General features: G+C 41.3%; 11 protein-coding genes. 4 read left to right on the top strand and 7 right to left on the bottom strand.

Going from position 1 to position 13,059, the window contains the following annotated elements; genetic code table 11:
• Positions 1 to 10 precede the first annotated feature (10 nt).
• Positions 11 to 976, top strand: a complete 966-nt coding sequence (locus tag NST15_RS01595; protein ID WP_017366548.1) for a GHKL domain-containing protein — start codon at positions 11 to 13, stop codon at positions 974 to 976.
• A 36-nt stretch (positions 977 to 1,012) separates the two neighbouring features.
• On the opposite strand, the gene NST15_RS01590 is transcribed toward NST15_RS01595, so the two are convergent.
• On the bottom strand, positions 1,013 to 1,942 hold the full coding sequence (locus NST15_RS01590; RefSeq protein WP_008342143.1) for an aldo/keto reductase: 930 nt from the start codon (positions 1,940 to 1,942) through the stop codon (positions 1,013 to 1,015).
• A gap of 466 nt (positions 1,943 to 2,408) precedes the next feature.
• On the opposite strand from NST15_RS01590, the gene NST15_RS01585 reads away from it, so the two are divergent.
• Complete coding sequence (locus NST15_RS01585; RefSeq protein ID WP_008342147.1) at positions 2,409 to 3,449, top strand: DUF4352 domain-containing protein; 1,041 nt, start codon at positions 2,409 to 2,411, stop codon at positions 3,447 to 3,449.
• Positions 3,450 to 3,497: 48 nt separating this feature from the next.
• Here NST15_RS01585 and NST15_RS01580 read toward each other — a convergent pair whose 3' ends face one another.
• The 3 genes from NST15_RS01580 to NST15_RS01570 form a co-directional block, all read right to left on the bottom strand.
• Positions 3,498 to 4,589: an SEC-C metal-binding domain-containing protein gene (locus tag NST15_RS01580; protein WP_017366546.1), complete on the bottom strand. Its 1,092-nt coding sequence runs from the start codon at positions 4,587 to 4,589 to the stop codon at positions 3,498 to 3,500.
• Between the two features lie 193 nt (positions 4,590 to 4,782).
• A complete protein-coding gene (locus NST15_RS01575) occupies positions 4,783 to 5,721 on the bottom strand; it encodes a response regulator (protein ID WP_024719015.1) in 939 nt (312 codons plus the stop codon).
• A 4-nt stretch (positions 5,722 to 5,725) separates the two neighbouring features.
• Positions 5,726 to 7,012, bottom strand: a complete 1,287-nt coding sequence (locus NST15_RS01570) for a sensor histidine kinase (protein ID WP_039963229.1) — start codon at positions 7,010 to 7,012, stop codon at positions 5,726 to 5,728.
• Positions 7,013 to 7,529: 517 nt separating this feature from the next.
• Between NST15_RS01570 and NST15_RS01565 the strand changes: the two genes are divergently transcribed.
• On the top strand, positions 7,530 to 8,510 hold the full coding sequence (locus tag NST15_RS01565; RefSeq protein ID WP_008342152.1) for a glutaminase: 981 nt from the start codon (positions 7,530 to 7,532) through the stop codon (positions 8,508 to 8,510).
• 33 nt (positions 8,511 to 8,543) lie between these two features.
• Complete coding sequence (locus NST15_RS01560; RefSeq protein ID WP_035703064.1) at positions 8,544 to 9,971, top strand: alanine/glycine:cation symporter family protein; 1,428 nt, start codon at positions 8,544 to 8,546, stop codon at positions 9,969 to 9,971.
• A gap of 39 nt (positions 9,972 to 10,010) precedes the next feature.
• Here the strand turns inward: NST15_RS01560 and NST15_RS01555 are convergent, their stop codons facing one another.
• From NST15_RS01555 to NST15_RS01545, 3 genes are all read right to left on the bottom strand, one after another.
• Positions 10,011 to 10,871: an alpha/beta hydrolase gene (locus NST15_RS01555; protein ID WP_065459765.1), complete on the bottom strand. Its 861-nt coding sequence runs from the start codon at positions 10,869 to 10,871 to the stop codon at positions 10,011 to 10,013.
• A gap of 312 nt (positions 10,872 to 11,183) precedes the next feature.
• The gene (locus NST15_RS01550; protein WP_008342155.1) at positions 11,184 to 11,549 is read right to left on the bottom strand and encodes a VOC family protein; all 366 of its coding nucleotides are present in this window, start codon (positions 11,547 to 11,549) and stop codon (positions 11,184 to 11,186) included.
• Positions 11,550 to 11,649: 100 nt separating this feature from the next.
• Complete coding sequence (locus tag NST15_RS01545) at positions 11,650 to 13,032, bottom strand: amino acid permease (RefSeq protein ID WP_019743569.1); 1,383 nt, start codon at positions 13,030 to 13,032, stop codon at positions 11,650 to 11,652.
• Positions 13,033 to 13,059: the final 27 nt, after the last annotated feature.

Genomic DNA, 13,059 nt, shown 5'->3' with positions numbered 1-13,059 from the left:
GAGAACGAACGTGAACGCTTTTTATCTTGGATTTCGCATATATACGCTCATCTGGCTGGGTCTTGCAGTTCATGCTGCTGCTAAAGCTGTTCTGCCTTTGTCATCAAGCATGGTGTGGCTTCTGACCTTTTGCATCATGTGCCTTTACACCTTTTTCATTTACAAAAGGTTTTGGCTAGGTATGAGTGGTTACGTGATATTAGGCGCTTTTGTGCTCATCACCTGTTCAGGAATTTCACTTTTTCTCAATCACGGAAATGGGCTCAGCCATCTTTTAACTGTCATCATCATTTTGACAGCCGATCTCCTTTCCTTCAAGATAATGCAAACGGAGCAACGATTAAATGGACGGCTTCAAGAGCTGATTCATGCTGAGTCGAGAACCAATGACTTGCTGCTTGAGCTGCGAAGTAAACACCATGAAACAGCTAGACATTTAAATGCCTTTTCCGCATCGAATGACGAGCATGAGATCAAAGATTTGATTCAGCAATATGTGAAACATTTCCCTTGGATCAAAGGGGAAAATGCTTATTTGGCCTCAACCCTTCATTCCTTTTTCCAGCGGGCTGAAAAAGAGGACATCGCCCTTTCACTAGATCTTCAAGCACCCTTTTCTTCTCTGCCTTTTTCTAAGGCGGATCAGGTGAGTTTTACTGGCAACCTGCTTGATAACGCATTAGACGCCGCCATTGAAGCGAAGCAAGCTGGGAACGAGGGAAGCATCTCGATCACGACTTCCATACGGAGCGGGCTCTTTTTGATTCATTGTGAAAACAGTACGAAGGGAATGGAAAAACACGTATTAGATCATCTGTTTAAGACTTTTGGCCGCTCGACAAAAGGCGGTGATCATCAAGGTATGGGTACTTATATCATTCATCAGCTTGTTGAAAAGGCAGACGGCACGCTTGATTTTACGTATCGTTCTCCAAACCTGAGGCTCGTGATCAAGATTCCTCTCACAATGGCATAAAAAAATAAGGTGCTGCTTGGCACCTTATTTTTTATATTATGAAAAGATCTGATCGATTTCGTTGATTTCTTCTTTTGTTAACTGAACATCGTTTGTTTTCAAGTTTTGTAAGACTTGCTCGGCTCGTTTTGCACCCGGAATTATGGCATCAATGCCATCCTGCGCCAATAGCCACGCCAGCGCTACATGAGCTGTTTCGGCATGTTTTGATTGCGCAATGGCCTTCAGCTTGTCTACTTTTTCGAGGTTTTGAAGGAAAGCATCACCTTGGAAAAGCGGGTCCTTTGCTCGAATATCATCAAATGTCGCATCCTTTGTAAACTTCCCGGTCAACAGGCCTGACGCCAATGGAAAATAAGGGATAAAGGAAATCCCATGCTCCACGCAGTATGGGAGAAGGTCTTGCTCGGCCTGACGTTTCAGCAGAGAATACTCTGATTGAAGCACGTCTAGGTATCCATCTCGATTAAAGGTTTGAAGCTGTTCAAAATCAAGGTTTGATGCCCCAATTGCCCGGATTTTCCCCTCATCCTTCAATTCCTTTAAAGTACCTGCCACTTCATCCAGCGGCGTGCGGCCGTCCGGGAAATGCATATAGTACAAATCAATATAATCAGTTTGCAACCTCTTCAGGCTGTCTTCGACCTGCTGTCTTAAGAAATCACGGCTATTATCCAGTTCAATTTGCCCGTTTACTTCTTTATGAGCCCCTTTTGTCGCAAGAACCAGTTCTTTTCTGCCGCCTCTTTTGGCAATGATCTCGCCAATCAATTCTTCTGAACGTCCCAGCCCATAAATAAAAGCAGAATCTAAGAAATTGACACCATGATCAAGAGCTGTTTCTACTAGCTCCCGCCCTGCATCTTCACTCAGATTCGGGAATAAATTATGCCCGCCTACTGCATTTGTTCCAAGCCCTATCGGATTCACCTGTAAATCAGTTCGTCCAAGCGTTACTTTTTTCAAAAGCTCATCTCCCTTATCTGCTTAATCATCCTTATTTTCCCATGAATCATTTTCAACATTCAAGTATTCTGCTCTCTGAAAATCAATCTGGAGGTGGACGCTTTGAAAGAAAAAAGTTTTGCGATGTGAATTCTAACACATCTTTTGAAATGAAAACTACCTCCATTTCAAGAATTTTATACAAAAAACATTTAAAACCCATGATAAATAGATAAATTAATTCTTATTAACTAGTATATTTTACTTATTAAATTCCGTTTTTTATAGGTATTTGTGTAAAAATCTATTAAAGATAGGGACTAAAACCTATTCCTCATCACGAATGAAATTCGATAGAATGAATAGTGCAAATCGTCATTAGGAGATTTTCCCCTTTAACACCCGAATATACCATTCTATCTGTTTCTTTTTTCTTAGTCAGATAGCGGGAAGAAAATGACGAAAGAAAAGCAAAGGAGCATCAACTGTGAATCTTAAAAAAATAAGTGCACTCCTCATGATTTCATTCGTGATGATCATCTCTGCAGCCTGCCAGAGCTCAGCAAAATCAACAAAGGCTGACCAAAAATCAACAAAAACAGCAGAGGTAAAAGTGAATAGCTACGAATATACGTTACCAGAAGACTCAACAACTACCCTGCGGGACAATGAATTGGTGTTAAAAGTCAACCTGACGATCACGAACAAAGGTGACAAAGCCCTTTCATTATATAACTCTGATTTCACCCTTTATCAGGACGATGCCAAAGTCTCTGATTTAAAATTCTACGGCAGTAAAGACCGCCTTGATCTTGGGTCATTGAACAAAGGGAAATCACTATCAGGAGCTCTTTATTTCCTAGTAGATAAAGGCAAAAAATATCAGTTCGTGTACCAAGATAGCATCAAGAAAAACAGTGATTCGATCGAAATTGAACTAGATGGCGAAAAGATACTGGATACAGCGAAAAAGCTAGATAACCCAGCAAAAGCACTATCTGCTTATACAGATCTCATTGTTTTTGACAAAAAGAATGATCAATTCTCAGAATTAACAGGTGACAATCAATCAGATGTCGTTAATAAATATCACGAAATGTTTGTGAAAGACTTCAAGAGAAGTGCAGGCATATACGGAAACGAAGTCAGTGACCGCGATATTTTATCCATGTACAAACGCATGCAAAATACAATGAAGGATAAAGCGAAAGTGGAAACAAGTGTGAAAACCATCTCAGATGACGAAGCGAAGGTTGTCGCTCAAGTAACCGGTATTGATGCTTCTAACTTAAAAGACAAACTAGACAAACAAAGAGATGAGTTTTACAACGGCAAAATCCGTTCGAAAGAAGAATTGTATAAGAAAAGCTTGAATATGTACGCATCTGAGTTTGAAAAGCTTCCTCCAGTCTCAAGCCCTGCTGAGTATGAAGTGAAAATGAAACGTAACGGAGATGGTCAGTGGAAAATTGACCTCAATGATTATAATACAGAGCAATACATGAGTGGTTTTATTAAAACAAGATGATGAAAAAAAGACGCTGGCTCCTTGAAAGGTGCCACGTCTTTTTTCATGCTATGATACAGTCGTCTCTTGCTCTTCTTTGACCGCTTTTTCAATGTCTTTAAATCGGCTCGATACAGTGGACGCACTAATTCCATACTTTTTAGCAACTTGTGCTTGAGAAAGCGGGGCATCGCTTGCAAGTGAATGAATATAATATTCGATTCCTGCAGCAAATGACGCCGCTTTACGGATCACAGGTGCTTTCTGATCACAGTAAGCTTTCCAAACCGTTAAAGCGCCATCTGTCAGGCTTTGGTCACCGTGCTCTTTCATCCCGTCTTCAATCAGCTTGGCTGTTTCCAGCTGAACGTCACTAGCCCATTCCATACGATCTGCTGATAGTCCTACTGTATTTCCTTCTGTTTGAGCAGGCGCTTCTGTTTCTTCAACTTCTTGCTTCGCAAACATACACTTCAGCACTTCAGGGAAGGCTTCTCTCATAAATGTACTACGTGCTCCTCCGTTTGCCTCATGTGCTTCAACGAGCTGGCGAACCTGAAGAAGAAGCGTATCAGTAAACTCTTTCGCGAACATCGTATATTGAATGAAAAACTCTGCTTTTTCTTCAAACTGAACAGGGAAACCAAGAACAAGGCTACCTTTCTCTGGCAGCACGGTTTGATCCGGCTTCACATCAACTTCAACCTTCTCAGCTGTCACCATATTCTCAAAGTAAAGAGACTCGTCCGTTTTTTCATTTAATAAAAGCAAAGATGGCTCCATGTCTGTCCAAGATTCCACCACTTGTCTTGTTTTAGGACGGGTAATATCTTCTGCTTTTTTTGTCAGGAATTCTTGGAAGATGGTCTCTTTCTTATCTGTTAATGGGCGGAAGAAAATGCCCCATACACTCAAATGAAAGACTGAGATTTGTTGCGTTTCTTTATCCATATCTGCTAGGAAAGAAAACTCATTAATGAATTGATTGATCGCTCTCTGATGCTTAGAGAACGCATAATTCATTAAATCCTTTTGAACTTGTACAGCTTCCTTAAACACAAGCTCAGACGTTTGTTCTCCGCCTGACTTTTGACCACAGCAATGTTTATATTTTTTTCCGCTTCCGCATGGGCAGAGCGCATTTCGTTTAATTTTTCCCAAAATAAAACCTCCGACATTCTAGTCTAACCTCACTATTTTAACAAACGATTGCACAGGAGAGTTTTATTTTCAAGAAAAAAGAAAAATCAGAATGATCAGATAAATAACAAAGACGTCTAAAAGAGCAAGGCGGCTCATAGTCAAAAGCACTCTGTCTCTGTTTATTTTCTCCAATCATTCCAATAGATTTCCCTCAGCTCATCCCTTCGAATAGCTGCTTTGCTTCAAAATAAAAGATTTGCACGAACTTTTTCGTATTGACTCTGCCTGTTGACCCTGCGGATGAAGAAGTCTTCTGCATTTCTTTCATTCTTTGGCTGACATCAGTGAAATCAAAAAACTTCGACGCATAGTGCTCAAATTTAGGGTTTGAAAAATCTGTAAGCCCTAGTGATGCGAAATGATTTAAGGAATGATGGATGGCTCGTCTAATTCGCTGCTCTGCTGCTTTCACTTCCCGCATCACTTCCACATCCGCCGCACCACGACCAAGCTTTCGTTCCGCCGTTTTGATAAATAGCTGCTTTAATGGCGGAAAATTCACCTCATGAGAATTGGCTGTCTGCGTTTCATGTAAGTAGATCAATATCTCTAGTAAATCCTTAGAGCCACTCTCTCCGACAATTCCTAATTCAGATAGGAGGAATTCCCCTGCCTCTTTCATCGTTCTTCGCTTTGATCCAGTACCTGTCTCATGAGAAATCACTGGCTCTAATGGCAGCACATGCCGAAGAGAAGCTTGAATATCGTAAATTGATTTTTCGAGCTTGATCCGCTCCATGACCTTTCGAATGACACTGACAATCTCAATTCGATTGACGGGTTTATGAATATAATATTCAATTCCAAGTTCATAGGCTTCTGCCATCATCTCTTTTGCTTCTACTTGAGATATCATGATGACCTTGCCTTTGAATTCAGGGTGAATATGACGTATGGTTTGAATGCCGTCTCTAGCTGGCATTAAAAGATCAATCAGAAGGATGTCTACTTTTTTCAGATTCAATGAATGCGCTTCTAATCCAATGCCGTCATCAGCTTCATCCACGACCTCTCCCAAATCCTCATCCTCAATGATTTGACCTAAAATCGAGCGTATTGCACGATCATCATCTGCAATGAAAAATCGCATACACTCACCCTCTCTGTATTAAATTTTTTATCGGAAGGACAAGCTGAAAAGCTGTTCCTTTCGTTTCTTTCTGCTCAATCTGGATTTGACCGTCCAGCTCTTGAACCAGCTCTCTCACATAGGATAAGCCAATCCCAGTTGACGGTGTTCCATATGCATCAAATTTTGAAGTATATCCAGGATCAAATACAATCTCTCTCAATTTCTCAGGAATACCCGGTCCATCATCCTCGACCCGAACCTCTATTTTATCATGACTGCCTTTTAATACGAGTGAGATGGCTCCATCATGCTTAATTGCTTCAACTGCATTTGCCATTAAATTATTAATCAGCGATAAGAAAATGAACACATGATACTCATGCAAGTGAATGCCTTTTATATCAGATGTAAAGGAAATGTTCTTCCCGAGAGATAGCGCATATTTCTCTTGAATGCGAATCACGATTTGAACAAGATCCTCTGCCCTCATATAATCTTGCATATTTTCCTTTGAAATCAGCTTTGAAAGCCCGGCGTAAATACGCTGATTGTCCTTTTTGACTTCATGTATTTCCCCTGCAAGTTTCAGCAGCTCCTGACTCACTTTCTTTCCTGCCTCATGTTCATTCAGCAGACGATAGAGCCGATAGGATTCTTGCGTTATGTGCTCTGTATGATTTAACGTTTTCTTTAAATGAACTGTTTCCTCATATAAATTTGAAATGACCATCATCATATGCTCATTTTGCTTCATGATTTGTTTCTCTCTTGATTGTGCCTCATACAGCCTCATCATATTAAAAAAGCTGATGACCACGAAGCTGTGAGCAAATGCAATGAGGATCATATCACTCAGCTTTGAGAAAGTCATGGTTGTATCAAACACTAAAAATTGTACAAACAGCTCAACAAAATCAGCAAGCAGTTCAATCATCAGTCCGATCAGCCCAATAAAAATGGAACGCTGCTTGAAACGTCCTGTACGGACAACAAAGAAAAGAAAAGCATAAGTAAAGTAAAAAAAGAAGCTCGGAAACTGCTGATAAAATGACAGAGCCAGATCAGCTTTTTGCTGAATAAGATCTAAACCTACCCGAAATAGGACAATGGCTGCGCCTGTTAAAAAACCTGGCAGCAATGGTCTTGATTTTCTTAAAAGTAATAAGCAAAAGAAAAACGCAGGTGCCCCAAAACTAATACGAAATGTTTCATTCACAGGATAAAACTTCAGCTCTCCCGCAAGCGGCACAATGACGATCATAAAAATCAAAATAAATGCGTCTTTTTTGACAAGCTGGTTTAAACTCAAATGACTGACATCCCTTCCCCTGTTTACATAGCCACAGTATACAAGGAGACTCTTTGCTCCACAATGAGCAAAAAAATTATTTTCACGGCTTCTTCTCTCTTCAAAATCATTTTTTATGACTATTCTCCGAGGAGGCATGGTGACCTTTCAGCTATCCTACGATTTGGAGATTGTCTACAATAATGGGAATTGTTTAGACAATTGCATGCAGACTGATTTTTATTTGTAAGTTTTTCTGTAGATTTTCGTCAGATTGTGTAGTTTCCAAGATAAATTGAATGAACAATTTTAGTGAAACTATATGTAAGCGTTTTCTGAATTTTCACTAAAAACCCTTTTTGTTGTTTCGCCGCCAAAGCCTTCATTTGAACATATATTTAGGTGTAAAGGAGTGGTACAAGCAGCGCATGACAAGTTCTTTGAAGATGTGTAACATGTTTTCGTGCCTATTTGATCGCATTTTTTGTCATCCGCCAATTCAATAGGGTACTTTTTGATTTTTGATTGGAGGAATCGTATGAAAACAGCAATTTCTAATAATACACAACACGCATGCCAGTCTTCTGTTGATCAATGGGCAGAAGAAATACGTCCGTATTACAAAAACGGGCAGAACGCTGGCTACATTCCAGCACTCGGAAAAGTAAATTCCTCTCAACTTGGTATCAGCGTGATAGGCCCAGATGGATCATCTGTACGTTATGGTGATTGGGACGTTCCCTTTACCCTGCAAAGTATCTCAAAAGTCATCAGCTTTATAGCTGCCTGTTTAGGAAGAGGCGTTCCGTACGTCTTGGATCGGGTAGATGTAGAGCCAACTGGTGATGCATTTAATTCCATCTACCGCCTTGAGATGCATAAACCAGGGAAGCCCTTTAATCCAATGATTAATGCTGGAGCTATTACCGTATCCTCCATCCTTCCTGGAAAGACTTCTACAGAAAAGCTAGCATATATTTTCGATTTAATCGAAAACTTAATAGGTAAGCGTCCTTCTGTTAATGAAGAGGTTTATCAATCAGAATGGGCAACTGCACACCGCAACCGGGCACTTGCTTATTATTTAAAAGAAACCAATTACTTAGAATCAGATGTCGAGGACACGTTAGAAGTGTATTTAAAGCAATGTTCCATTGAGGTCACAACAGAGGACATCGCCTTGATTGGACTGATTATTTCAAGTGATGGCTACCATCCCTTTAAACAAGTCCAAGTCATCCCAAAAGATATCGCAAGACTAACAAAGGCATTGATGCTGACATGCGGCATGTACAATGCGTCTGGTAATTTTGCTGCTTTCGTAGGCGTTCCAGCCAAAAGTGGTGTGTCTGGAGGAATCATGGCTTGCGTTCCGCCAAGCGCAAGAAGAGAATTCCCATTTCAGACAGGCTGCGGTATCGGCATTTATGGTCCTGCCATTGACGATTGTGGAAATAGTATTACCGGTGTCATGATGCTGAAGAAACTCGCCAAAGAGTGGGATCTCAGTATTTTTTAAAAAGAACAGTGATGAATTCGAAGAGGTGATGTTATGAACGAAAAAGCTTTGCTATCTTATTTAACAACTACAAATGATTTTATTTGGACTTATCTTATCATTGCTCTGTTACTTGGAGTAGGGGTCTACTTCACATATAGATCACGCTTCCTGCAAGTCAGAATGCTCAAAGAAATGCTGCGTGTTCTAAAAGAAGGAAGAAAAGAAAAAGAGGGAATCTCACCGTTCCAAGCTTTTGCCATCAGTATGGCAGCACGTGTAGGAACAGGGAATATCACAGGGATTGCCATTGCTATTGCGATCGGTGGACCTGGCGCAATCTTCTGGATGTGGATCGTAGCGATTATCGGTTCTGCTTCAAGCTTTGTTGAAAGTACACTAGCTCAGGTGTATAAAGTAAAAGATAAAACAGGATTCCGCGGTGGACCTGCTTATTACATGGAAAAAGGGTTAAATAAGCGCTGGATGGGGATTTTATTTGCCATCCTGATCACGATCTCTTTTGGGATTGTCTTTAACGCAGTGCAATCAAATACAATCACCGTCGCTTTTAAAAACTCTTTTGGCCTAGATCGTTTAACTGTCGGAATCGTTATGGCTGTTATTTTTGCGTTCATTATTTTCAAAGGGATCAAAGCGATTGCAAAAGCATCTGAATATATTGTCGTTTTTCTTGCCGTTGCTTACATCGGGATTGCTTTCTTTGTCATTATCACAAATATCACTGAATTACCAGGCGTCATCAGTACGATTGTGAAACACGCTTTCGGATTTGAACAGTTTGCCGGCGGTACATTAGGTGGAGCATTGTTACAAGGGATTAAACGCGGTCTCTTCTCAAACGAAGCCGGTATGGGTAGTGCGCCTAATGCAGCAGCAACTGCTGTCACGAGCCACCCTGTCAAACAAGGGTTAATCCAAGCATTTGGTGTGTTAACAGATACGTTAATTATTTGTACAAGCACAGCCTTTCTTGTTCTGTTCTCTGATGCGTATAAAACAACCAACCTGGAAGGAATTGAGCTAACTCAGGCTTCATTAAGCCAGCACATTGGGCCTTGGGCTTCTGGATTCCTAGCCATCATGATTTTCTTATTCGCTTTTAGTACGTTAATCGGTAACTATTACTATGGTGAAACGAACATTGAATTCTTGGGAGCGAATAAAATTTGGCTCAACATCTATCGTGTGGCTGTCATTGGCATGGTTCTATTCGGAGCCATTGCCACTGTTCCTCTCGTTTGGGGTCTGGCCGACTTATTCATGGGTCTCATGGTCATCGTCAACCTCATTGCCATTACCATGCTGTCTAAAGTCGCCTTTGCAGCACTGAGGGATTACATGCGACAGAAAAAAGAAGGCAAAGATCCTGTTTTCTATAAAAACGCCGTTCCGAACAATGAACAGATTGAATGCTGGGACGACGAACCTGTTTCCTTGAAAAAGAATCAAATCGGATAAAACAAATAAGCTCTGGTCATATGATCAGAGCTTATTTCTTTATGTTAAAAATTCGAGTATGAGCTTATTCACAACATCTGGTTTTTCATGATTGATCCAATGAGTGGCATCATCGACAAAAATCAGCTGTCCATTTGGGCAAATTTTGATCGTTTCTTTTGCGAGCTTTCTGCTTAGAAACTTGTCCTCCATTCCCCAGATCATGCGGACAGGAACGAGAATTCGTTTGGAAATCGGTTTTTCAAAGCCGCCTTTTTTAATACCTCGATACCAATTCAACATGGACGTAATGGCTCCCGGCTGCGTCCATGCCAACTTATAGCTTGAGACATCTTCCTTCGTGAACAGATGAGGTCTAGCAGACAGTCCAATGGCTTCATCCAGTCTTTGAAAGTGATTTTCTTGAAGGGCTGCCTCTGGTACATTTGGAAGCTGAAAGAACGCGATATAAGAGCTCTTCTTCCACTGCGGCGGATAAAACGGAAGGACCTTCATCATCACACGAGGATGCGGCATGTTGACGATGATTAATTTTTCTACATATTGAGAACGGGTTGAAGCAAGATGCCAAGCAACAGCTCCACCCCAATCATGTCCGCCGACAATGGCCTTTTGATTTGGACTCAGCGCCTTAATTAACCCCACGATATCATCTCTTAATTTGTCTAAAACGTATGATTCGACTCCTTCTGGTTTGTCACTCAGATGGTATCCCCTTTGATCAGGAACAACGACACGATACCCCGCCTCAGCTAGGGGGAGGATTTGATTTTTCCAACCATACCAAAACTCAGGAAATCCATGCAGCAGGACCAGCAGCGGACCATCTTCAGGACCAGCCATTGCTGTATGGAGCTTTATGCCGTTTGTTTGAATATATTGAAACTCAACTTGATCCATTCCTTTTCCACCCTTTCCCCATGTCTTATCATTCTTCCAACATAGCATATTTTCCATTTTTCAGAAAATAAAAACACTCACAAAAAAACCTTCACAAGGGTGAAGGTCTCAGATTGTTGACAAAGGGCTAAAATGAACTTGATTTTAGCCCTTTGTCTTCTTTTCAGCGTGATAGAAAACCTTTGAAGTCTAGGAAGGACGAGTACTGGCGCGGAGCGAATTTCACATTCGTGAGCACCAGCACGCAGGACTGACACCGAATGCGAGGGTTTGTCTACACGCTGAAACCTTCACAAGAGTGAAGGTCTTTATTTATTTCATATAATTCAGCACCCATATCAGACCATTCTTCCGATCTTGTACTTGTCCATGAAGTGCGCCAAAAAACGTATCCTGTAATTCTACAAGGACATCTCCATCAGCTTCAAGCGCCTCGTATACAGCCTTTAACTCTTCCTCATTGTCAAACTGCATGATCAATCGAAGATTCTCCGGTTTTGGTGTGCGGCCAAATGTATCTGAAAAGTGGAGCAGTGATTCTCCAAGGTGCAGCTCAGCATGCAATACACGGTCTTGATGTTCATTTAAGATACGAATATCTCCGCCAAAAATTCCTTGATAATATTGAAGAGATTCTTTGACATCTTCTACGACAATATAAGGACTAACGCTGATCATTTCCCTCATCCTCCTCTTATTCCGTTCATTATCTCTTATATAGCTTATCCCAAATCGTATGAAAAAAGGCACAAATCGTCAACGGATTTGCACCTTTTTCTTAAGCAGATTTCGCTAATTCACTGTGTTTGTTAGAATACGCTGCGTACATGACGACACCGATAATCAGCCAAACCCCGAAGTACAGCCATGTCCGGCCTGGTAAATTGAGCATCAGAAACACACAACAGCCCATCGAGATGATTGGCAAAACCGGTACAAACGGAACCCGGAATCCCCTTTCCAGCTGTTTATGTGTCTTTCTCAAAATGAGTACGGATAAACTCACCATCGCAAACGTTAATAATGCACCGATATTGGCTAGGTTGGACAGATCCTTCAAATCAATAAACCCTGAAATAACAGCTGTCATTCCGCCAATCACCCATATACTTGCAACAGGTGTATCACTTTTGTTTGTTTTTGAAAACACTTTAGGCAAGAGCCCGTCCCGCCCCATCGCAAAAGCAATTCGAGTTGCCGCATAATTATTGGCGAAAATCACAGCCATCAATCCAATGACAGCACCGACAGAAATAATACCAGCCACGCTATGTTGATGGACACTTTGCAGTACATAAGACATTGCCTCTGTCACATTCAACTTCGTATAGTGCACCATGCCTGTCATGACCAAACAAACGACAATATAAATGATCGTACAAATGAGCAATGAACCAATAATGCCAATTGGCAGGTTCCGCTGTGGATTTTTCACCTCTTCTGCAGAAGCCGAAATGGCATCGAATCCTAAAAAGGCAAAAAACACAGCAGCGGCTCCAGCAATAATTCCTTCCGTACCAAACGGCATGAACGGCTGCCAATTGGCTGGCTCTACATAAAAACCTCCTACTACAATGAAAAGAACAATAATGCCAAGTTTCACAAACACCATGATATTATTGAATTTTTTACTTTCTTTCGTTCCTCTAGATAGGATCCACGCAATGAGTAAAGCAATGATAATTGCTGGCAAATTCATATATCCGCCTTGTTCTGGACCAGCTAAAAATTGATGTGGAATTGAGATTCCAAACCCCTCCAGCAGGCTGTTAAAATAACTCGACCAGCCACTCGCTACAGCTGAAGCAGTCAGCATATAAACAGATAATAACGTCCATCCCATGAGATGACCTACGAGTTCACCCATTGTGGTATATGAATAAATGTACGCACTGCCGAACACAGGCAGCGCGGAAGCCATTTCTGCATAACAAAGTGCTGCTAAACTGCACACAATCGCTGCGATCGCAAAGGAGAAAATAACAGCCGGTCCTGCATCCTTAGCTGCTGTAATTCCGGTTAACACCATGACCCCCGTCCCAATCACAGCCCCTATGCCAAGGAGCGTGAGATCGAGCCCGCCCAGTGTTTTCTTTACCTTTTGCTGTCTGCTCTGTTCTAACAAATCGTGAATGTGTTTCTTACGAAGTATATGTCGCAAACCCTTTCCCTCCAAAACGTTAGAAAA

The organism is Bacillus sp. FSL R5-0820 (assembly GCF_038593385.1).
GTDB lineage: Bacteria > Bacillota > Bacilli > Bacillales > Bacillaceae > Bacillus > Bacillus altitudinis.
This window is presented reverse-complemented; position numbering and strand designations above follow the sequence as displayed.